The organism is Dongia sp. agr-C8 (genome assembly GCF_054658695.1).
On the sequence record NZ_BAAGHZ010000002.1, the window covers coordinates 908,882 to 929,691 of the forward strand.

The window sequence follows — 20,810 nt, forward strand, 5'->3', positions numbered from 1 at the left end:
GGCTAGATACCCGTCTTCGTCGAAGGGGCAATCACGGCCGGGCGGCGGATGATGATGATCGCGACGCCGATCAGGATACCAATGCCACCGATCACCATCGGCAGGGTGATGACCTCATCGCGGAACACCACGCCGGAGGCGGCGCCGATCAAGGGTTGCAGCAGCATGAAGGGCATGACCAGGTTGACCGGATAGCGCCGCATCAGATTGTACCAGATCCAATAGCTGAAGGCGGCCACGATCACCGCCTGATAGGCCAGCGCGAAGGCACCGCCCCAGCCGATCTCGGCGAGGCCGGGCCAGCGATCGCCTTCGAGCGCATAGGAGACGACGAGCAATTGCGGCGCGGCCAGGATCGCGATCCAGCCGTTCAACTGCACCGCATCGATCTCGTCGCCCAGGGCCTTCACCTGCATGTTGGCAATCGACCAGACCAGGGCGGCCGCGATCACCGAAGCAAGCGGCCAGGGATGCGCGAGGAATTGCGGCTGCCCCGCGATCGTGACGATGCCGGCGAAGGCGATCACCATGCCGGTGATGCGCCGCCAATGCAGCGTCTCCTTGAAGAAGATTGCCGCCAGGATCGCCGCGAACGGCACCTGCAGCTGCACCGCGATCGCCGTGGTCGCGGCATCGAGGTAATGCATGCCGGTGTAGATCAAGGTGAAATGCATGACGCCGAGCGTGAAGGAGAGCGGGATCACCCGCTTCAGATGCGCCCGCGGCAGGCCCGAGAAGGGCACCAGGATGAGCGCCGCGAGGCTGAACCGCAGCGCCACGAAGAAGAGCGGCGGCATGTGGTCGAGGCCGAGCTTCACCACGACGAAGTTGACGCCCCAGATCAGCTGGATCAGGAGCATCCAGGCAAGATCGCGCAATTTCATGGAATCGAGCCTAGCAGGTTGCAGGTTCAGTCGTCATGCCCGGGCCTGACCCGGGCACCTGGTGCCGCGTGAGGCAGATCGCCGGGTCAGGCCCGGAGATGACGGGCATATTCACGCCCCCGGCCCCACCGGTTGCTCGACCGCTTGCGGCCGCCGGATGACGATGATCGCCAGGCCCGACACGGTGACCAGCGCGCCCAGCACCATCTGCCAGTCCCAAGGCTCGTTCAGCAGGAAGACCGCCGTCAGCGCGCCGAACACCGGTTCCAGCAAGGTGAAGGGCATGACCTGGGTGACCGGATAGCGCCGCATCATGGCAAACCAGAGCCCGTAGCAGAGCGCGGTCGTCACCACGACCTGATAGGCCATCGCAGACCAGGCGGCGATCCCGGCATCGCGCAAAGTCGCGACCTGGCCCTGCTCGGTCAGGGCCGAGAGCAAGAGCATCATCGGCGCCGCCAGCAAGGCCGGCCAGGCGTTGAGCTGCCAGCCGCTGACATCGGCGGCGAGCCGCTTGATCTGCAGGTTGGCCGCGACCCAGGAGACCGAGGCGATGAGGATCAGCGTCACCGCAACCCAGCCGCCCTGGAAGGCCGGCCTGCCGACCAGCAGCCCGATCCCGGCGATCGACAAGGCCATGCCGGACCAGCGCCGCCAGCCGATGCGATCGCCGAAGAAAACCGCCGCGGCCAGCGCCGAGAGCGGCACCTGGATCTGGATCACGATCGAGGAGGTCGCCGCATCGGACATCGCGATGCCGGTGAACAAGGTCCCGAAGTGGATGACACCCAGCAGCAAGGCGAGCAGCAGCAGGCCCGGCAGCTGCGAAGGCTTCGGCAGCCCGACGAAGGGGATCAGCAGCAACCCGACGGCCCCCAGCCGCAAGGCCACGAAGAAGATCGGCGGCCAGGTGTCGAGGCCGAGCTTCAAGACGGCGAAGTTGGCGCCCCAGAGCACCTGGGCGAAAGCCAGCGCCAGGAAATGCTGCGGCTTCAAGGCGATTGCTGAAGCTGCGCCTGCTTCTCCTCGAGCTCCAGCCAGCGCAGCTCCGCCGCTTCCAGCGCCTGCTTCTTCGCCGAAAGCAGCTCGCTCGCCTTCTTGAACTTGTCGACGTCGCGGGCATAGAAGTCGGGATCGTGCAGTGCGCCTTCGATGGTGGCGATGTCTTTCTCCAGCGCCGCGATCTTCGCCGGCAGGTCGCCGAGCTCCTTCGCTTCCTTGCCGCTGAGCTTCGGCTCGACCCGCGCCGGACGCTCCGCGGTCACGCGCGGCGCCGCTTTCGCTTCGGCCTTCTGCGGCGCGGGCCGCTGAACTAGATAGTCGCTGTAGCCGCCGGGATATTCGGCCACCCGGCCCTCGCCTTCGACCGCGATGACGCTGGTGGTCAGGCGGTCGAGGAAGTCGCGGTCGTGGCTGACGATCAGCACCGTGCCGTCATATTCCCCCAGGACCTCCTGCAGGAGGTCGAGCGTGTCCATGTCGAGATCGTTGGTCGGCTCGTCCAGGATCACCAGGTTCGACGGCTGGGCGAACAGCTTCGCCAGCAGCAGGCGCGCGCGCTCGCCGCCGGAGAGGGCGCGCACCGGCATCACCGCCTGCTTCTCGTCGAACAGGAAATCGCGCAGATAGCCGACGACATGTTTCTGCCGCCCGTTGACCATGATGGAATCGCCGCCGCCGGGCGCCAAAGTCTTCCACAGGGTCGCGTCGAGGTCGAAACCCTCGCGGCGCTGGTCGAGGCTGATCGGCTTCAGCCCGAGGCCGAGCCGCACCGATCCCGAATCCGGCGCGATCTCGCCGGTCAGGATCTTCAGCAAGGTGGTCTTGCCGGCACCGTTTGGCCCGATCAGCCCGACCCGGTCGCCGCGCAGGATGCGGGTCGAGAAGCTCTTCACGATCGGGAGCTGGCTGCCATCCGGCCGTGTGTAGGACTTCGAGATATCCTTCGCCTCGATCACCAGCCGGCCGCCCGCCTCGGCCTCGCCCAGCTCCAGCTTGGCGACGCCCTGCGCCTTCAGGCTGGTGCGGCGCTGCTCGCGCAAGGCAAACAGGTTGCGCCGCCGGCCTTCGTTGCGCGAGCGCCGCGCCGTCACGCCGCGCTGCAGCCAGTATTCTTCCTGCTCGATCTTCTTCTTCAGGCGATAGGCCTCGGCGGATTCCTGCTCGATGATGCGCTGCGACCAGTCCTCGAACTCGGCAAAGCCGCCGTCATGCTCGAACATGCGCCCGCGGTCGAGCCAGAGCAGCCGCTGGGTCAGCCGGTTGAGGAAGGCGCGATCATGGCTGATCATCAGCACGCCGCCGGAATAGTCGAGCAGCTCCTGCTCCAGCCATTCGATGGTCGGGAGATCGAGATGGTTGGTCGGCTCGTCCAGCAGCATGAGATCGGGCTCGGTGGCCAGCACCCGCGCCAAAGCCGCGCGGCGGCCCTCGCCGCCGGAGAGCGTCTGCACGTCGCGCGCGCCGTCGAGGCTCAGGTGATCGAGCGCCCGCGCCACGCGGTAGTCATGCTCATCCGCGCCGAGCCCACCGGCGACATAAGAAGCGACGCTGCCACCTGAGGCAAAGCTGGGGCTCTGCGGCAGGTAGCCGATCTTCAAGCCCGGCTGCACGAAGCGCTCGCCGGCGTCGAGCTCCATCTCGCCGGCCAGGGCGCGCAGAATGGTGGACTTGCCGCTGCCGTTGGCGCCGACCAGGCAGACTCGCTCGCCCTTGCCGAGACCGAGCGAGATCCCGGAGAAGAGCGGCTTGCCGCCGAACGTGACGGCGGCGTCGCGGAGTGCGAGTTGGGGCGGTGAGGCTGGCATGATGTCCGAATAAAGCGACCGAAGTCAGTTAATGCCGCGTTCCTTGGCGACCTTGTCATAGGCGGCATTGATGGTGGCGACCTTTTGGTTCGCCAGCATCACGAATTCCTCCGGCAGGCCCTGGGCGATCAGCCGGTCGGGATGGTTGTCGCGCACCAGCTTGCGCCAGGCAGCGCGGATCTCGTCGTTGCTCATGGTGCGGGTGACGCCGAGGATCGTATACGGGTCGGCCTTGTCCGGGCCGAGATTGGCCTCGCGGATGCGGACAAAGTCGGCCTCGCTGAAGCCGAACAGGGCCGCGACCTGCTGCAGATACTCGATCTCGGAGTCCTGAATCCGGCCGTCGGCCCGGGCGATGTGGAACAGCCCGTCGAGCAGTTCTTCCAGCACCGGGCTGTCCTTGCGGAACATCTTGGCGATCTGCCGGGCATAGGGCTCGAAGCCGCGCGCGTCGCGCTTCGCCAAGTCGAAGATCCGGGCGACATTGGCGGTCTCGCTCGGCGGCACCTGGAAGACTTCCTTGAAGGCTGCGACCTCGGAACGGTCGACCTGGCCGTCCGCCTTCGCCATCTTGGCGCCGAGCGCGATCACGGCGATGGTGAAGGCGATCTGCCGGGTCCCGGCGCGGTCTTCGGGCCCTTCGAGCGCGGGCGGGGATTCGCCGCCGACATATTTGTCGGCCGCATGCCCCGCCAGCGCGCCCAGCAGCGCGCCCAGCGGGCCGCCCAGCGCGAAGCCCGCGGCCCCGCCGATGATTTTTCCCCAGATGCTCATGCTGATGCTGCGATCCCGGATCCTGAGGCAACCATAGCGACAGGCCGCCGGCATTTCCAGCCGCGCCTGCGGCGAATTTACGGCAAGGATGCGGTGATCCGCCGCGCCTCCTGCTTCAGCAGACCGCCCAGCCGCGCCGCCCGCCGCATGCTGAACCGCTGTGACGGCCCGTGGATGCTGAGCGTGGCCAGCATCCGCCCCTGGCCGTCCAGGATCGGCGCCGCCACGGCGATCACGCCCGGCTGGAACTCGTCCTCCTCGGTCGCATAGCCCAAGCGCCGGACCTGATCGAAATCACGGCCCGCGGCCGCGCCGCTGAAGGCCTGCAGGCATTTTCCCGAAGCCGTCCCGACCATCGGCATGCCGGTGCCCTTCAGCGCCGTGGTCTTCAGGATGACGTCGCCCTTCAAGCTTTCGGCGACGATCATGGTGGTGGCGGAAGGCACCAGCAGGTTCACCGTCTCTCCGGTCGCCTGACAGAGGCGGATGATGCCAGGCCGCCCCAGTTCCAGGAGATCGACCTGCTTCTCCACGATCCGGCCAAGCTTCAGCAGGCGGGGGCCCAGCCGATACTGCCCGCTGGATAAGATCTTCTCGGCATAGCCGAGCGCCACCAGGCTCTTCAGCAAGGTCGCCGCCGTGCTCGGCGCCAGCCGCGTCAGGGCCGCGATGTCGCGCAGGCGCCGGCCCGAGCGCGGGCCGCCCGCCAGCGCTTCCAGGATTGCATCCGCCCGCGCCAGGGATTGGATCCGCGCCTTCATCGCGCCAGCATAGCCGTTCGACATTGTCGAACATAGCGTCGATTGGCTTTGCCAGTTTCGTCCGCCGTCCGCAATCTCGCCGGCATTCATCAGAAGGAGGATTCGATGCCGCTGCATTTCACCCCCGACGAGTTCGCCGCCCGGCGCGCCGCCTTGCAGCGCTCGCTGCAGCGGGAAGGGCTCGACGGCATCCTCCTGTTCCGGCAGGAGAGCATGTATTACCTGACCGGCTACGACACCTTCGGCTATGTCTTCTTCCAGTGCCTCTATTTCGGCGCCGACGGCGACCTCTTCCTGCTGACCCGCCGACCCGACCTGCTGCAAGCGCAGCTGACCTCGGACATCCAGGAGATCCATATCTGGGTCGATGCCGACGGCGCCAATCCCGCCGGCGACCTCAGGCAGCTGCTCGAAGCCCGCAAGCTCAAGGGCAAGAAGCTCGGCGTCGAATACGACGCCTATGGCCTCACCGCGCAGAACGGACTGCGCCTCAACGCGACGCTCGAGGGTTTCTGCACGCTCAAGGATGCCTCGATGCTGGTCACCCGGCTGCGGCTCATCAAGAGCCCGGCCGAGCTGGTCTATGTCCGCCGCGCCGCCGCGCTCGCCGACGACGCGCTGGACGAAGCGCATCGGCTCGCCAAGCCGGGCGCCGATGAGGGAGAGATCCTGGCGGCGATGCAGGGCGCCGTGTTCAAGGGCGGCGGCGACTATCCCGGCAACGAGTTCATCATCGGCTCCGGCCCGCAGGCCCTGCTGGTGCGCTACGCCGCCGGCCGCCGCAAGCTGGATGCGCAGGACCAGCTGACGCTGGAGTTCGCCGGCGTCTATCGCCACTACCATGCCTGCCTGATGCGCACCATCGTCATCGGCAAGCTGCCCGAGCGCCAGCGCGAGATGCACAAGGCGGCGACCGGCGCGATGCAGGCCTGCATCGACGCAATCCGCCCGGGCGTCACCTTCGGCGCCGTCTTTGCCGCCCACGCCAAGGCGATGGACGATGCCGGCTTCGCGGCGGCACGGCTCAATGCCTGCGGCTACAGCCTGGGGACCACCTTCTCGCCCAATTGGATGGACTGGCCGATGCTCTACCGCGACAATCCGGTCGAGCTCCAGCCGGGAATCGTGCTCTTCCTCCACATGATCCTGGTGGACGGCGCGACAAAGCTCGCTATGAATCCAGGCCAGACGGTGATCGTGACCGAGACCGGCTGCGACGTCCTCTCCCGGCACAAGCTCGACCTGATGGTACGGTAATGGCAAACGGCTCCTGGCAGTTCTGGATCGATCGCGGCGGCACCTTCACCGACGTCGTCGCGAAAAAACCTGACGGCGGCCTGATCACCTATAAGCTGCTCTCGGAGAATCCCGGCCGCTACAAGGATGCCGCCATGGCCGGCATCCGCGCCATCCTCGGCCTCTCGGGGAACGCGCCGCTGCCGGATTCCGTTGCCACGATCAAGATGGGCACCACCGTCGCCACCAACGCGCTGCTGGAACGCAAGGGCGAGCGCACGCTTCTGGTGACCACGAAGGGCTTCAAGGACGCGCTCCGGATCGCCTATCAGAACCGGCCGAAGATCTTCGCCCGGCGGATCGAGTTGCCCGAGCTGCTGCACAGCGCGGTGATCGAGGTCGCCGAACGGGTCAGCGCCCAGGGCGAGGTCCTGACCCCGCTCGACGAAACCGCCGCCCGAGTCGAGATGAGCAAGGCCTTCGCCGCCGGCTTCCGTTCGGTCGCGATCCTGCTGATGCACGGCTACCGCTTCTCCGACCACGAGAAGCGCCTCGCCGCGATTGCCAAGGATATCGGCTTCCCGCAGATCTCGGTCAGCCACGACGTCTCGCCGCTGATGAAGCTGGTCTCCCGCGGCGATACCACGGTGGTCGATGCCTATCTCTCGCCGATCTTGCGCCGCTACGTGAACCAGGTGGCGAGCGAGATCGGCAACACGTCCACGCGCCTGATGTTCATGCAATCGAACGGCGGCCTCACCGACGCCGCCACCTTCCAGGGCAAGGACAGCATCCTCTCCGGCCCGGCCGGCGGCATCGTCGGCGCGGTCGAGACCGCGCGGCAGGCCGGCTTCGAACGCATCATCGGCTTCGACATGGGCGGCACCTCGACCGACGTCTCGCATTACAACGGCGCCTTCGAGCGCTCCTACGAGGCGCAGGTCGCCGGCGTGCGCATGCGGGCGCCGATGATGCAGATCCATACCGTCGCCGCCGGCGGCGGCTCGATCCTGCATTTCGATGGTTCGCGCTTCCGGGTCGGCCCGGATTCCGCCGGCGCCGATCCCGGCCCTGCCGCCTATCGCCGCCAAGGCCCGCTCACGGTCACCGACTGCAACGTGATGCTGGGGCGGCTCAACCCCGACTTCTTCCCCAAGGTGTTCGGCCCGAACGGCGACCAGCCGATCGACCGCGCCGTCGTCGCGCAGAAGTTCAACACGCTTGCCGCCGAGATTTCCAAGGCCACCGGCGAGAGCCGAACGCCGGAAGCGGTCGCCGAAGGCTTTCTCATGATCGCCGTCGCCAACATGGCGAACGCGATCAAGGAGATCTCGATCCAGCGCGGCTATGACGTCACGCAATACACCCTCGCCTGCTTCGGCGGCGCCGGCGGTCAGGCGGCCTGCCGCGTCGCCGACGCGCTGGGCATGACCCGGATCTTCCTGCATCCCTTCGCCGGCGTGCTCTCGGCCTATGGCATGGGCCTGGCGGACATCCGCGCGATCCGTCATCGCACCGTCGAGGCGAAGTTCGAAGCCGCGCTGATGCAGCGCCTCGCCGCCGACATTGCCGAACTGGAATCCACGGCCAAGGCCGAGATCGCCGCCCAGGGCATCGCCGCGGAAGCGATCACCATCCTGCCCCAGGTGCATCTGAAATACGCCGGCACCGACGCGCCGCTGATCGCCTCCTTCGGCAGCGCCGCCGACATCCAATCCAGCTTCGAGACCGCGCATCGCCAGCGCTACGGCTTCATCGTGCCGGACAAGCCGCTGATCGTGGATTCGGTCTCGGTCGAAGCGGTCGGCCGCTCCGAGCGGGTCGATGACCCGATCCTGCCCGTCGGCGACAAGGATGCCGTCGCCCTCGCCGCCGTGCCCTTCTATGCGGACGGTACCCAGTACGACGCCCCGGTCTTCCAGCGTGCGGAATTGCGCCCCGGCCAGACGGTGGCAGGCCCGGCGATCATCCTCGACCCCACCTCGACCACCATCGTCGAGCCGGGCTGGCGCGCGATCGCCAACGACCGCGGCCACCTGATCCTCGACCGCACCGTCGCCGTTTTGCGCAACGCCGCGATCGGCACCGCGGTCGATCCCGTCATGCTGGAGATCTTCAACAACCTCTTCATGTCGATCGCCGAGCAGATGGGCTCGACCCTGGAGAAGACCAGCCATTCGGTGAACATCAAGGAGCGGCTCGATTTCTCCTGCGCCCTCTTCGACCAGCAGGGCCGCCTGATCGCCAACGCCCCGCATATGCCGGTGCATCTGGGCTCGATGGGCGAGAGCGTCGAGACCGTGATCGCCGCCAACCCGAACATGAAACCGGGCGATGTTTATGTGCTGAATGCGCCCTATAACGGCGGCACCCATCTTCCCGACATCACCGTCGTCACGCCGGTCTTCGACGAGACGGGCAAGCAGATCCTGTTCTACGTCGCCAGTCGCGGCCATCACGCCGATATCGGCGGCATCACGCCGGGCTCGATGCCGCCCGACTCCCGCACGGTCGAGGAGGAAGGCGTGCTGATCGACAATGTGAAACTGGTCGATCGCGGCACCTTCCGTGAGAAGGCGATGCGCGAACTGCTCGGCTCCGGCAAATACCCGGCGCGCAATCCCGACCAGAATATCGCCGATCTCGCCGCCCAGGTCGCCGCCAACGAGAAGGGCGTCCAGGAGCTGCGGCGGATGGTGAAGGATTTCGGCCTCGATGTGGTGCATGCCTATATGAACCATGTCCGCGCCAATGCCGCCGAGCAGGTCCGCCGCGTCATCGACCGGCTGAAGGACGGCGCCTTCACCTATGAGATGGACGACGGCGCCAAGATCGCCGCCACCGTCACCGTCGATCGCAAGGCGCGCCGGGCCAAGGTCGATTTCACCGGCACCAGCCCGCAGCTCGCCAACAACTTCAACGCCCCTTCCGCGGTGGCCAAGGCCGCGGTGCTCTATGTCTTCCGCACGTTGATCGATGACGAGATCCCGATGAATGCCGGCTGCCTCGAGCCTTTGGACATCGTCATCCCGGAAGGCTCGATGTTGAAGCCGAAATACCCCGCGGCCGTGGTCAGCGGCAATGTCGAGACCTCGCAATGCATCACCGACGCGCTCTATGGCGCGATGGGCGTGATGGCGGCGGCCCAGGGCACGATGAACAACTTCACCTTCGGCAATGACCGCTACCAGTATTATGAGACCGTCTCCGGCGGTTCCGGCGCCGGGCCGGATTTCGACGGCACCGACGCGGTGCAGACCCATATGACCAATTCCCGCCTGACCGACCCCGAAGTGCTGGAATGGCGCTTCCCGGTCCTGCTGGAAGAGTTCCGCATCCGCCGCGGCAGCGGCGGCAAGGGCCGGCACAAGGGTGGCGACGGCGTCGTCCGCCGGGTCCGCTTCCTGGAGGCGATGACCGCGGCCATCCTTTCCGGCCATCGGGTCGTTCCGCCCTACGGCATGGCCGGCGGCGGCAACGGCGCGCTGGGGCGAAATTCGGTTGAACGCAAGGACGGTTCGGTGGTCACATTGGGCGGAACCGACAAGGCGGAGATGCGCCCCGGCGACGTCTTCGTGATCGAAACACCCGGCGGCGGCGGATACGGCGCGGCCTGATAACCAAGGAACACCCGATGCTTGCCACCAACCGCCGCACCAAGGATACCGACGGCCTGGTCGCCGAACTCGTCGCCCTGCTCGGCGCCGACCGGGTCAGCACCAATGCCGGGATCCTGGAGCGGCACGGCCGCGACGAGTCCTATCATCCCTCCGTCGCCCCCGACGTGGTCGCCTTCGCGAAATCCACCGAAGAGGTGGTGGCGATCGTCAAGCTCGCCGCCCAGCATGACGCGCCGATCATCCCCTATGGCGTCGGCACCTCGCTGGAGGGCCATGTCGCGGCGCTCGAAGGCGGCGTCTCGATCGACCTTTCGGGAATGGACCAGGTGCTGGAGGTCAATGCCGAGGATCTCGACGTCAAGGTCCAGGCCGGCGTGAAGCGCAAGGCGTTGAACGCCTATCTCCGCGACACCGGCCTGTTTTTCCCGATCGATCCCGGTGCCGATGCCACGCTCGGCGGCATGGCGGCGACCAGGGCGAGCGGCACCAACGCGGTGCGCTACGGCACCATGCGCGAGAACGTGCTGGGCCTGACCGTGGTGCTGGCCGACGGCCGCGTGATCCGCACCGGCGGCCGCTCGCGCAAATCCGCCGCCGGCTACGATCTCACGCGCCTCTTCGTCGGCTCCGAAGGCACGCTCGGCATCATCACCGAGGTGCGGCTGCGCCTCTATGGCGTGCCGGAGACCATGGCCGCCGCTGTGGCCCTCTTTCCCAGCATCGGCGATGCGGTCAACACCGTGATCCGCACCATCCAGTCCGGCATCCCGGTCGCCCGCATCGAGCTGGTCGACGAGGTACAGATGGACGCGCTCATCCGCTACGCCAAGCTCGACTATCCGAAGCAGCCGGCCTTGTTCTTCGAATTCCACGGCACCGAGGCCGGCGTGAAGGAGCAGGCGGAGATGGTCGCAGCACTCGGCGAGGAGTTCGGCATCGGCGGCTTCCGCTGGACCCAGAAGGCCGAGGAGCGCAGCAAGCTTTGGGAAGCGCGGCACAACGTGCTCTATTCCTGCCTCGCCTTGCGCCCCGGCGCCAAGGCGCTGGCGACCGATGCCTGCGTGCCGATCTCGCGCCTCGCCGACTGCATCCTCGAGACCCGCCAGGACATCGACGCGCATGGCCTGCTGGCGCCGATCGTCGGCCATGTCGGCGACGGCAATTTCCATGTCACCGTCGTGCTCGATCCCGACGATCCCAAGGAAATGAAGACCGTCGAGGCCTTCGTCGAGCGCCTCGCCTTGCGCGCCATCGCCATGGGCGGGACCTGCACCGGCGAGCATGGCATCGGCTACGGCAAGATCCCCTTCCTGCAGGCGGAGCATGGCGAAGGCGTCGCCGTAATGCGCCAGCTGAAACAGGCACTCGATCCCGAGAACCGGATGAATCCCGGCAAGATCTTCGCCGCCTGATCCGATCGCGGCATAGAAAAATCCCCCGTGCCGAAGCACGGGGGACGATTCTGACCTAGCAACCGCAGGGTTACTGGGTGGCGGCGCCGGTGCCACCCGTCCCGGTGCCGCCGGTGCCGGTGCCAGTGCCGTTGGTGGACGGGGCGTTCGAGGGATTGCCGGCAGTGCCGTCTTCCGGACCGCCCGGCGTGCCCAGCGTGCTGGGCTCATCGGCGCTGCCCGGCGCCACGCCGGTCGGCGTGCCCGTGCTCGGGTCGGTCGACTGGCCGGAGTTCGGGTTCTGCCGCGACTCCTCCATCTGGTTCATACACTCGGTCCGGCTGGCCGAGTTCTGGACAGCGGAGCAATCCGTGCCTTTCGGATAGGTGGCGGCCTGCGCCCAGGCCGGCGATGCGATCGCCGCAGCCATCAGGCCCGCGGCGACGGAGCCAAGAAGGGTGGTCTGTTTCATGTTTTCTCTCCTGCCAAATTCGATTGAAACTCTCTCGATGGCGGGTGGCACCGCCGCGGCATCCAGCCGTACAGCGGCATTCTTGTCCCGTCATATCAAGCCAACCTTGGCCCATCGGTGAGGTTCCGCCGGGGCGCAGAGCGAATCTCGGGAGCTCTTTTTGGAATGAAGCGCAGCGCGCTGGTCAGCGCTCCGCGCCGGATCTTACGTCGCTCAGCCGGTCAACTTGGCGCAAGGCCGGGAACAGCCACATCCAGACCGCAACGACGCCGAGCGTGCCCAAGCCGCCGATCACCACGGCGGGCACGACGCCGACCAGATGCGCGGCGCCGCCCGATTCGAACTCGCCCAGCTCATTCGACGCGCCGACGAAGAGCATGCTGACGGCGCTGACCCGGCCCCGCATCGCGTCGGGCGTCGCCGCCTGGATCAAGGTCGAGCGCACGAAGACGCTCACCATGTCGGAAGCGCCGAGCACCACCAGGGCAACCAGCGATACGACGAAATTGGTGGAGAGGCCGAACACGACGGTGGCGACGCCGAACAAGGCGACGCAGCCGAACATCCACGCGCCGGTCTTCCGGTTGAGCGGGCGATAGCCGAGCCAGAATCCGGTCACCGCCGCACCCACCGCCGGCGCCGTGCGCAGCAGCCCGTTGCCGAAAGCGCCGACATCGAGAATGTCCTTGGCATAGACCGGCAGCAGGGCGGTGGCGCCGCCGAGCAGCACGGCGAAGAGGTCGAGCGAGATCGCGCCGAGGATGATCGGGTGCGCCTTCACATAATGGATGCCGGCGACGGCGCGCTGGAAGGCGGTGGTGTTCTTGATGTCGCGCGGCGCCATGGAGACCCGCATCGCCCCGAACAGGGCAGCAACCACCAGCGCCAGCACGACGCAGATGCAGTAGGCCGCTTCGGGGCCGACCAGGTAGTAGAGGCCACCGCCGAAGGCCGGGCCGACGATGGTCGCGGTCTGGAAGGCCGACGAGCTCCAGGCGATCGCCTTGGAAAGATGCTCGGGCGGCACCAGCAGCGGGACCAGCGACTGGCTCGCGGGCGCCGACAAGGTCCGCACCACGCCGAACAGTGCCAGCGCGAGATAGAAGGCCCAGAGCGCGTGCACCTCGAAGACCGTGAGAATGAAGAAGCAGGCCGCGACCGCCGCCTCGAGCAGGCAACTCACCATCAGGATGGTGCGCCGGTTGAAGCGGTCGGCGAGATCGCCGGCCGGCAGGATCAGCGCCAGCATCGGCAGAAACTGCGCGAGGCCGACGAAGCCCAGCTGCAGCGGGTCCGAGGTCAGCTCGTAGACCTGGTAGCCGACCGCCACCGACTGGATCTGGATGGCCGCCGTCACCAGCAGCCGCGCCAGCAGGAACAGCCGGTAGTCGCGGTATTTCAGCACCGAATGCGCGACGGCGGGCGGAAGCGAGTCTGTGGTCATCCGGGGGTCATGCGCGTGGTGTTACGCCGGCAACGGAATGAACTCCGTCTCGCCGGGCACCAGGCCGAAGCGGCCGGCCTTCCAATCCGCCTTCGCCTGCTCGATCCGCTCCGGCGACGAGGAGACGAAATTCCACCACATCTGCCGCGGCCCGTCCAAGCGCTCGCCGCCGAGCAGTATCAGGCGAGAATCTTCCAGCGCCTCGATCGTCACCGGCATCCCGGCGCGTAGCACCAGCATGCTGCCGGATTCGACCGTATGGCCGCCGACGCTGATGCGACCGGCGACCGGCTGGATCGCGCGCTCCTCATGCTCGATCGGCACCTCGACCTTGGCGCCGGCCGCGAGCACGACGTCGCAATAGAGCGTCGAAGAGAAAGTGGCCACCGGCGCCTTTTGCCCGAAGGCGGCGCCGGCGATGATCCGCACGGTCTTCCCTTCGCCTTCGATCAGCGGCAGCGTTGCGGCCGGGTGATGGAAGAAGGCGGGATCCGCCTCTTCATGCGCCTTCGGCAAGGCGACCCAGGATTGGATGCCGAAGACCGGCCCGCCCCGGGTGCGGGCATCCTGCGGCGTCCGTTCGGAATGGGCGATGCCGGAACCGGCCGTCATCCAGTTGACGTCGCCTGGCCGGATCACCTGAACCGAGCCCAAGGTGTCGCGGTGCAGGATCTCGCCTTCGAAGAGATAGGTGACGGTCGCCAAGCCGATATGCGGATGCGGCCGCACATCCAAGCCATGACCGGCCGGAATTGCGGTCGGCCCCATCTGATCGAAGAACACGAACGGCCCGAGCGAGCGGCGCTGCGCCACCGGCAACAGACGCCGCACCTCGAAGCCGCCGATGTCACGCGGCCGCGGCTCGACGACGAGTTCGACCGGATCCTCGGCCATCAGATCGGCCGCGTGGCGGCGGCGAGCCAGGCCTTGGTCGCGTCGTCCAGATTCGGCGAGAGCGTCTCGCGCACCCGCCGGTGATAGGCGTTGAGCCAGGCGACCTCATCGGCGGTGAGCAAGTTGCGGTCGATCAGGTTGATATCGATCGGCGCCAAGGTGATGGTCTCGAACTGCAGCATGTTCGGCTGACCCCCAATGGATTCAGGGGGGACCGGCTGCACCACGATCAGGTTCTCGATGCGGATGCCGTATTCGCCGGTCTTATAATAGCCGGGCTCATTGGAGATGATCATGCCGGGCTCCAGCGCCACGCGGTTCGGCGCCTTCGAGATGCGCTGCGGCCCTTCATGCACCGAGAGATAGCTGCCGACGCCGTGACCCGTCCCATGGTCGTAGTCGAGCCCCGCTTCCCAGAGCGGCCGGCGCGCCAGCACATCGAGGCTGCTGCCGGTGGTGCCTTTCGGAAACTTCACGGTGGCGAGGGCGATATGGCCCTTGAGCACGCGGGTGAAGCGGTCCTTCATCTCCGCGGTCGGGGTGCCGACGGCGACGGTGCGGGTGATGTCGGTGGTGCCGTCGAGATACTGGCCGCCGGAATCGATCAGGTAGATCGAGTTCAGCTCGATCTTGCGGCTGCTCTGCTCCGAAACCTTGTAATGCACCACCGCGCCGTTCGGCCCGGCGCCGGAGATGGAATCGAAGCTGAAGTCGCGGAAGAGCTCGTTCTGGCGCCGGAACGCCGCCAGCTTCTCGGCGGCGCCGATCTCGGTCAGGCCGCCCTTCGGCGCCTCGCTGGCGAACCACGCGAGAAAGCGCGAGACCGCGGCGCCGTCGCGGCGGTGCGCCGTGCGCGTCCCTTCGATCTCGACCGCATTCTTCTTCGCCTTCGGCAGGGCGCAGGGATCATCGCCGACCTTGACCGTGGCGCCACTCTTCTGCAGCCGGTCGCGGATCCACACCCCGGCGGTCATCGCGTCGAGCCCGACCTGCGCCTTGGCCTTGCCCAGGGTCTCGAGCGCGTTCGAGAAGGCTTCGCGGGGCTGCACCGAGACCTCGTTGCCAAGATGGCTCAGCACAGCCGGCGTGAACTTCCGCGGGTCCATGAAGACATCGACATGGCCGTCCTTATGCAGCAGGCCGAAACCCAGCGCGAAGGGCGTGCGCGGCACGTCGCCGCCGCGGATATTCAAGAGCCAGGCCAGCGAGTCCGGCGCGGTGATGACCGCGGCGTCGAGGCCATCGGCAGCAAGTGCCGCGCCCATCGCGCGGCGTTTCTCCTCCGCGCTCTGCCCGGCGAAACGCAGATCCTGCACGGTCACCGGGGCGATCGGCGCCGGCGGCTGGTCGGTCCAGGCGGCGTCGAGCGGATTGCTCTCGACCGCGACCAGCTCCCCGCCGGCCTTGGCGGCGCCGTCGGCGAAACGCCGGGCCTGATCGACGGTGAAGAGCCAGGGGTCGATGCCGAGCCGGCCGCCCTTGCCCAGATGCGCCTCGATCCAGCGCTCGGCCGGGTCGTTGACCAGGTGCTTGATCTCGAAGATCCGGGTGTCGACCTCGTCCTTGACCTGCAAGGTGTAGCGGCCATCGACGAAGATCACGGCGCGGTCGAGGAGCACGATGACGAGCCCGGCGGAACCGGTGAAGCCGCTGATCCAGCCCAAACGCTCGGCGCGCTTCGGCACATATTCGCCCTGGTGCTCGTCGCCGCGGCCGATCACGAAGCCGGCGAGGTTCTGCCGCTTCAGCTCGGCGCGCAGAGCCGCGACCCGTTCCGCGATGGTCTTCGGCGAAGGCGTGCCGCCGGGTTTGAAGCCGGCGCGGAAGGCGAGGAGCTGCGCCTTCACCGCATCATTGGGCTCCGGGGCAACCAGGTGGATCCAGTCGTCGGCGCGGTCGCCGGAGGGCGCGGCGGCGACGCCGGGGATCATGGCCTTCAACCCGTCGAGATCGGTGAAAGAGCGCTGTTCCTTCAGCAGGCCCGCCAGCTTCGCGTCGCCCTGATACGCCTCGGTCTTCCGGCCGTCCTGCATGCCCGACATCGAGCCTTCCTTCTGATGAATGCGGTGGATCCCCGGTTCTACGACCTGCCCAGGAATTAGGCTACCCGTTCACGGCTGCTGCCTCTTCGCGCATGCAGCAATTTCAATGCTGCGATGCAACAAAATCCTTAACAGGGCGGCGCTGCTGCACTTAATCTTATCGATAGGCGATGGCAATAGCGTCGTCGCCGCTTGGAAAGAGCAAAAAAATGCAGACGAATCAGATGGCGACCTTCTCCCGGACCCGCGTCGCCCTCGCCAACTCGGCGCGCAGCTTTCAGACGCGCCAGCAGGTTGAACGCGAACTCGCCTTGTTGAGCGACCGCGCCCTCGCCGATCTCGGCCTCTATCGCAGCGACATCCGCAGCTTTGCGCGCGATGCCAGCCGGATCGAGGGCGCCGAGAGCCTGGCTTCCGCGGTTCTGGCCGATCTTCGGGCCTTGCTGCCCTTCCACGGCACCGCGGCGGGTCGCCCGACCTGGTAGTCTGACGGCCCGGCCCCAACGGTCGGGCTCGCCGCCTGCATTGACGCCCGGTCCGGCCAAGGGGCGTCAAAGTGCTGCAAGCCTCTGATCATATTGCCAAAACAGAGGCGACGGCAGTGCGAGGACTTGGATTCCGTCCATGCACTGTACATGCATCGCCGAAACGCCGCCGAGGCCAGGAAACAATATACCCTATTTGTTCTCATCAGGCCAGCGCCCTCGCTGCCGGATCTCGAGAATCTGCCGAGGCGCACCCCCGCGACGGGGCGTCGCGGGCGATGGTTATAGCCCTGTTAATGCCGCTAATATCTTAATGCCGCCGTTTTTTGATGCTTCCGGCCGTCCGACTTTTCATTATGTATTTCAACTAGTTAAGAATCTCCTCCCGCCGAATTGTGACCAAGCCATGTCCTACGTGATTAACGTCACGTTACTGCATGCGCCGGGCTCATTGCTGCAATGCGGCATACCCCCTGCCTGAGGCCCATTGGGATTCGTATATATCCTGCGTCCGCGGGATGGCCCTCGGACGGGGAAATCCCCAGGAATTTAAGCTTTTGACGTTTCGTCGAGCGATATCGGATCGGTGAGAACCATGAATCGGATGATCAATGAAAATGAGAAGGCGGCCGCTGGTGTCGCCCGTGAGACCGGCTTCGCCGCGCTGAACCGTTTCGGCGCCGTGCTGGTCAACTCCGTGCGCCGCCATTTCAAGCGCGCCGCCATCGAGCGCGAGCTTGCGCGCCTGGACAACCGGATGCTCGGCGACCTCGGCCTGAGCCGGAGCGAGATTGGTTTCGTCGCCCAGCAGGCGGTTGCCGTGCCGGGTGAAGGCACCCTGTTCCAGGAGTTCAGCCGCCTGGTGTTCAACCTCGTCGTGCGTCCCGCCGTCGAGTGGAGCCGCCGCCGCGAGATCTATGACCAGCTGATGTCGATGGACGACCGCATGCTGGCCGATATCGGCATGACCCGCTTCGACGCGGCCGAATACGTCCGCCGCCTCGGCCGCGAGGTCCAGGAGCCGCTGCCGGAAGTCCTGGCGGCGATGGAGCAGGACGTCACCGCCCCGATCCGCGCCTGGAACCGCGCCCGCCTGACCGCCCGCCAGCTCGACCAGCTGAGCGACCGTCAGCTGGTGGATATCGGCGTGGTCCGTGGCGACATCACCGAGCTCGCGCAGGAAGTGGCCCGCAAGGCGGTCGCCAATTTCAACGCGCAGCCGGAAACCCCGAAGGCCGCTTAAGCGTTATACCCGCGTAACTCTTCATCGAGTTCCCTCCCTGACTGCGCCGGCCTTTTGGCCGGCGCTTTCTTTTTCAGCCATAGTGGCTTCAGGAAGCGCCAAGCGGCAGGACGGTGCGGTTGCGGACTTCCTTGCCGTCGAACAGCACGACCTCCAGCGATGCGATCCTGGCCTCGACGGCGACGCCCTCGGCATTGCAGTCCCGCGCCACCGCGTCCGCCAGCACCCGCTCCTGGAACCGCCCCAGGGTGAGATGGGCGTCGAAGGCCACGTCGGGTGCCCCCTGCAGCGGCCCGGAATTGAGCCGCCGGTGCAGCTCCGCCAGCACCGCCGGGATCTGCTTCGGCATCAGAAACAGATACCAGGCGGAATTTTCGTAATCCCGCGCCACCGTTGCCAGGGTGAAGCGCAGCGAAGCGGCCGCGAAGGCCCCGGCCTGGATCCGCGCCCAGCGCAAAGCCTCGCTCTCGAGACCGTCATCGACGCCGTAGACCATGGTCACATGCGGCGCCACCGCCGCGGCATTGGGATCGTAGCTCTTGCGCAGCAAGGCGACCCTTTCGGCATCGGCCGGCTGCAATGTGAGCGGCGCGATGACGAAGACCGGCATCTATTTTCTGGCTTTCTTCAGGACCAGCACCGACCACTGGCCGAGCCGCAGGCGGAAATCGAGTTCCAGCCCGACCGCGCGATGGGCCGCCAGAACATCCTTCGCCTGGTCGTTCATCAGGCCCGAGAGCACCGCGCGCCCGTTGCGCGCCAGATTGCGCGCCAGGTCCGGCGCCAGCAGGATCAGCGGATTGGCCAGGATGTTCGCGGTGATGAGGTCATAAGGCGCGTGGTCGCGAATGACTTTCGCCTTGTAGCCATCCGATGCAACGATGCGCACCTGCTTCTTCAGCCCGTTGATCGCGGCATTCTCCCGGGCGACGCGGACGGCGTCCTTGTCGTTGTCGCCGGCGATCACCGGCTGCGCCCAGAGATGCCAAGCTGCGAAGGCCAGGATGCCGGTGCCGGTGCCGACGTCGAGGATGCGCTTGAACCTGTGCGTCTTCCGGAGGCGCAGCAGCGCCTTCAGGCAGCCCATCGTGGTCTCGTGCCGCCCGGTGCCGAAGGCCATGCCGGCGTCGATCTCCAGCGCGATGCCTTTCTTCGGCCGCTTGTCGCGGTCATGCTCGCCGTGGATGAAGAACGGACCGGCTTTCAGCGGCGGCAGGCCCTTGCGGCTTTCCAGCACCCAGTTCTTCTGCGGCACCTTGTCGATCTTGGCCGTGACGCCGAACGGCTTCAGCGCCGCGCGCACGTCCGCCGCGCGGGGCTTGGCCTCGGCGATGGTCTCCATGCGCCAGCCCTTGCCTTCCTCGAAGCTGGACAGCGCGGCGCCGAGCGCCTCCATCACGGTCTCGATCTCAAGCCGCAGCGCGTCGTCCGGCTTCAGCGCGAAGTCGATCCGGATCGACCAAAGTTCCTGGGTCTCGATCATGCCGCGCGCTTCTCGAGGCCGCACCATTCCGCCATGAAGAGGGCGATGCTGCGCGTCACCTTGCGGACCGAGTCCAGGTTCACCCGCTCATCGAAGCCGTGATAATCCTCGGCCGACGGCCCGTAGACCAAAGCGGGGATGCCGGCATAGAGGCCGAAGAAACGCGCATCGGTGGTCGCGGTGATCGCATGGGTGGGCAACGTCTCGCCGAAGGCGAGCCGGTGGGTCTGTTCGAGGACGGCGCGCGGCGCATCGGCGCCTTCGAGGATGTAGGGCTCGGCCTGGAAGCCGTGATAGACGACCTCCGGCGGGTTGTTGGCCAGGAAGCCGTCGTTGCGCGCCGCTTCGCGCACCGTCGCCTCGACCGCCTTGCGCACCGATTCCAGCGACTGGCCCGGGTAGAAGGAGATGCGCATGTCGAAGGTGCACCAGGCGGGGACCGAAGAGGTCCAGTCGCCGCCCTCGATCCGCGACAGCACGAAGTTCACCGGATGCGGGTGATCGCCCCAGATTTCGTGGCGGTTGGCGTTCCACTCGGCTTCGAGCTTATGCAGCGCCGCGACGATCGGGAAGCAGCTCTCGATCGCGTTCACGCCGCGTCCGGCGTGACCGACATGAGTCGGCCGGCCGCGCACCTTCACCTGGAACCACATGACGCCGAGTTGGGCGATGTCGAGCCCGTTCTCCGCCGGCTCCGGGATCAGCGCCGCATCGGCGCGATAGCCCCGCTGCAGGCAGGCGAGCGCGCCGTTGCCGGTGCATTCCTCCTCGATCACCGACTGCAGATAGACATCGGCCGCCGGCCGGTAGCCCAGCTTGTCCAAGGCATCGAAGGCGCAAAGACCGGCGATCAGGCCGGCTTTCATGTCGCCGGAGCCGCGGCCATAGAGCCAGCCGTTCTCGACCCGCGGCGCAAACGGCGGATGGGTCCAGAGATCGAGCGGGCCGGTCGGCACCACGTCGATATGGCCGTTGACGATCAGCGAGCGGCCCTTGGCCTCGCGCGGCCGGTGCACGCCGACGACGTTGAAGGCGTTCTCATAGGAAACCGCGACCGGCGAAAAGCCGGGCAGATGCTCGATATCCGCGACATCGATCTTCCAGCGGTCGACCGGCAGGCCGCGCCGGCGGTACTGGTCGGCCATGAAATCCTGCGCCGTCGCCTCCTGGCCGCGCGTCGAGGGGAAAGCGGTCAGGTCCGCGGTCAGCTTCACCTGGTCGTCGAAACCGGCATCCACCGCCGCAATGATGTCTTTCGAAAGTGTCGCGTCCAT

17 protein-coding genes are annotated in these 20,810 nt (G+C 66.8%); 5 read left to right on the forward strand and 12 right to left on the reverse strand.

The window, feature by feature from the left end:
• Positions 1–2 precede the first annotated feature (2 nt).
• The 5 genes from ACYQ4T_RS11820 to ACYQ4T_RS11840 form a co-directional block, all read right to left on the reverse strand.
• Positions 3–884 (reverse strand): DMT family transporter, encoded by an 882-nt coding sequence (locus tag ACYQ4T_RS11820; protein ID WP_459854098.1) that lies wholly within the window; start codon positions 882–884, stop codon positions 3–5.
• 111 nt (positions 885–995) lie between these two features.
• Positions 996–1,880, reverse strand: a complete 885-nt coding sequence (locus tag ACYQ4T_RS11825) for a DMT family transporter (protein WP_459854101.1) — start codon at positions 1,878–1,880, stop codon at positions 996–998.
• Positions 1,877–3,691, reverse strand: coding sequence for an ABC-F family ATP-binding cassette domain-containing protein (locus ACYQ4T_RS11830; RefSeq protein WP_459854103.1), 1,815 nt, complete (start codon positions 3,689–3,691; stop codon positions 1,877–1,879). Before ACYQ4T_RS11830 ends, ACYQ4T_RS11825 begins: the two co-directional genes overlap by 4 nt.
• A gap of 24 nt (positions 3,692–3,715) precedes the next feature.
• Complete coding sequence (locus tag ACYQ4T_RS11835; protein ID WP_459854106.1) at positions 3,716–4,465, reverse strand: TerB family tellurite resistance protein; 750 nt, start codon at positions 4,463–4,465, stop codon at positions 3,716–3,718.
• A gap of 77 nt (positions 4,466–4,542) precedes the next feature.
• Positions 4,543–5,250 carry an IclR family transcriptional regulator gene (locus ACYQ4T_RS11840; RefSeq protein WP_459854109.1) on the reverse strand — a complete coding sequence of 236 codons (708 nt, stop codon included), beginning with the start codon at positions 5,248–5,250 and terminating at the stop codon, positions 4,543–4,545.
• 81 nt (positions 5,251–5,331) lie between these two features.
• Here ACYQ4T_RS11840 and ACYQ4T_RS11845 point away from each other — a divergent pair, with 81 nt between their 5' ends.
• Genes ACYQ4T_RS11845 through ACYQ4T_RS11855 form a run of 3 tightly spaced genes read left to right on the forward strand, consistent with a single transcriptional unit; the run spans position 5,332 to position 11,494 of the window.
• Entirely contained in the window at positions 5,332–6,483 is a 1,152-nt protein-coding gene (locus ACYQ4T_RS11845; protein WP_459854111.1) for a M24 family metallopeptidase, read from the forward strand.
• Positions 6,483–10,079: a hydantoinase B/oxoprolinase family protein gene (locus ACYQ4T_RS11850; protein WP_459854113.1), complete on the forward strand. Its 3,597-nt coding sequence runs from the start codon at positions 6,483–6,485 to the stop codon at positions 10,077–10,079. The genes ACYQ4T_RS11845 and ACYQ4T_RS11850 overlap by 1 nt, the downstream gene beginning before the upstream one ends.
• Before the next feature lie 17 nt (positions 10,080–10,096).
• Entirely contained in the window at positions 10,097–11,494 is a 1,398-nt protein-coding gene (locus ACYQ4T_RS11855; protein WP_459854116.1) for an FAD-binding oxidoreductase, read from the forward strand.
• A gap of 70 nt (positions 11,495–11,564) precedes the next feature.
• On the opposite strand, the gene ACYQ4T_RS11860 is transcribed toward ACYQ4T_RS11855, so the two are convergent.
• The 4 genes from ACYQ4T_RS11860 to ACYQ4T_RS11875 all read right to left on the reverse strand — a co-directional run bounded on the left by ACYQ4T_RS11860 (position 11,565) and on the right by ACYQ4T_RS11875 (position 16,325).
• The gene (locus tag ACYQ4T_RS11860; RefSeq protein ID WP_459854119.1) at positions 11,565–11,945 is read right to left on the reverse strand and encodes a hypothetical protein; all 381 of its coding nucleotides are present in this window, start codon (positions 11,943–11,945) and stop codon (positions 11,565–11,567) included.
• Between the two features lie 184 nt (positions 11,946–12,129).
• Positions 12,130–13,389 carry an MFS transporter gene (locus ACYQ4T_RS11865; RefSeq protein WP_459854122.1) on the reverse strand — a complete coding sequence of 420 codons (1,260 nt, stop codon included), beginning with the start codon at positions 13,387–13,389 and terminating at the stop codon, positions 12,130–12,132.
• A gap of 21 nt (positions 13,390–13,410) precedes the next feature.
• The gene (locus tag ACYQ4T_RS11870; RefSeq protein WP_459854124.1) at positions 13,411–14,283 is read right to left on the reverse strand and encodes a pirin family protein; all 873 of its coding nucleotides are present in this window, start codon (positions 14,281–14,283) and stop codon (positions 13,411–13,413) included.
• Positions 14,283–16,325, reverse strand: a complete 2,043-nt coding sequence (locus tag ACYQ4T_RS11875; RefSeq protein ID WP_459854127.1) for an aminopeptidase P family protein — start codon at positions 16,323–16,325, stop codon at positions 14,283–14,285. Before ACYQ4T_RS11875 ends, ACYQ4T_RS11870 begins: the two co-directional genes overlap by 1 nt.
• Positions 16,326–16,534: 209 nt before the next feature.
• Between ACYQ4T_RS11875 and ACYQ4T_RS11880 the strand changes: the two genes are divergently transcribed.
• Together ACYQ4T_RS11880 and ACYQ4T_RS11885 are read left to right on the forward strand one after the other, a co-directional pair.
• On the forward strand, positions 16,535–16,810 hold the full coding sequence (locus ACYQ4T_RS11880) for a DUF1127 domain-containing protein (RefSeq protein ID WP_459854129.1): 276 nt from the start codon (positions 16,535–16,537) through the stop codon (positions 16,808–16,810).
• Positions 16,811–17,414: 604 nt separating this feature from the next.
• Entirely contained in the window at positions 17,415–18,053 is a 639-nt protein-coding gene (locus ACYQ4T_RS11885; RefSeq protein ID WP_459854131.1) for a DUF1127 domain-containing protein, read from the forward strand.
• Positions 18,054–18,141: 88 nt separating this feature from the next.
• On the opposite strand, the gene ACYQ4T_RS11890 is transcribed toward ACYQ4T_RS11885, so the two are convergent.
• From ACYQ4T_RS11890 to ACYQ4T_RS11900, 3 genes are read right to left on the reverse strand one after another with little or no spacing between them, the layout of a single operon-like run.
• Positions 18,142–18,663, reverse strand: coding sequence for a 2'-5' RNA ligase family protein (locus tag ACYQ4T_RS11890; protein ID WP_459854134.1), 522 nt, complete (start codon positions 18,661–18,663; stop codon positions 18,142–18,144).
• A complete protein-coding gene (locus ACYQ4T_RS11895) occupies positions 18,664–19,536 on the reverse strand; it encodes a 50S ribosomal protein L11 methyltransferase (RefSeq protein ID WP_459854136.1) in 873 nt (290 codons plus the stop codon).
• On the reverse strand, positions 19,533–20,810 hold the full coding sequence (locus ACYQ4T_RS11900; protein WP_459854139.1) for an ArgE/DapE family deacylase: 1,278 nt from the start codon (positions 20,808–20,810) through the stop codon (positions 19,533–19,535). The genes ACYQ4T_RS11895 and ACYQ4T_RS11900 overlap by 4 nt, the downstream gene beginning before the upstream one ends.

Coding starts and splice junctions, on each gene's coding strand:
- ACYQ4T_RS11890 (WP_459854134.1), bottom strand. CDS start 18,663: ATGCCGGTCTTCGTCATCGCGCCGCTCACATTGCAGCCGGCCGATGCC.
- ACYQ4T_RS11885 (WP_459854131.1), top strand. CDS start 17,415: ATGATCAATGAAAATGAGAAGGCGGCCGCTGGTGTCGCCCGTGAGACC.
- ACYQ4T_RS11865 (WP_459854122.1), bottom strand. CDS start 13,389: ATGACCACAGACTCGCTTCCGCCCGCCGTCGCGCATTCGGTGCTGAAA.
- ACYQ4T_RS11840 (WP_459854109.1), bottom strand. CDS start 5,250: ATGTCGAACGGCTATGCTGGCGCGATGAAGGCGCGGATCCAATCCCTG.
- ACYQ4T_RS11835 (WP_459854106.1), bottom strand. CDS start 4,465: ATGAGCATCTGGGGAAAAATCATCGGCGGGGCCGCGGGCTTCGCGCTG.
- ACYQ4T_RS11845 (WP_459854111.1), top strand. CDS start 5,332: ATGCCGCTGCATTTCACCCCCGACGAGTTCGCCGCCCGGCGCGCCGCC.
- ACYQ4T_RS11830 (WP_459854103.1), bottom strand. CDS start 3,691: ATGCCAGCCTCACCGCCCCAACTCGCACTCCGCGACGCCGCCGTCACG.
- ACYQ4T_RS11900 (WP_459854139.1), bottom strand. CDS start 20,810: ATGGACGCGACACTTTCGAAAGACATCATTGCGGCGGTGGATGCCGGT.
- ACYQ4T_RS11820 (WP_459854098.1), bottom strand. CDS start 884: ATGAAATTGCGCGATCTTGCCTGGATGCTCCTGATCCAGCTGATCTGG.
- ACYQ4T_RS11870 (WP_459854124.1), bottom strand. CDS start 14,283: ATGGCCGAGGATCCGGTCGAACTCGTCGTCGAGCCGCGGCCGCGTGAC.
- ACYQ4T_RS11860 (WP_459854119.1), bottom strand. CDS start 11,945: ATGAAACAGACCACCCTTCTTGGCTCCGTCGCCGCGGGCCTGATGGCT.
- ACYQ4T_RS11855 (WP_459854116.1), top strand. CDS start 10,097: ATGCTTGCCACCAACCGCCGCACCAAGGATACCGACGGCCTGGTCGCC.
- ACYQ4T_RS11875 (WP_459854127.1), bottom strand. CDS start 16,325: ATGTCGGGCATGCAGGACGGCCGGAAGACCGAGGCGTATCAGGGCGAC.
- ACYQ4T_RS11880 (WP_459854129.1), top strand. CDS start 16,535: ATGCAGACGAATCAGATGGCGACCTTCTCCCGGACCCGCGTCGCCCTC.
- ACYQ4T_RS11850 (WP_459854113.1), top strand. CDS start 6,483: ATGGCAAACGGCTCCTGGCAGTTCTGGATCGATCGCGGCGGCACCTTC.
- ACYQ4T_RS11895 (WP_459854136.1), bottom strand. CDS start 19,536: ATGATCGAGACCCAGGAACTTTGGTCGATCCGGATCGACTTCGCGCTG.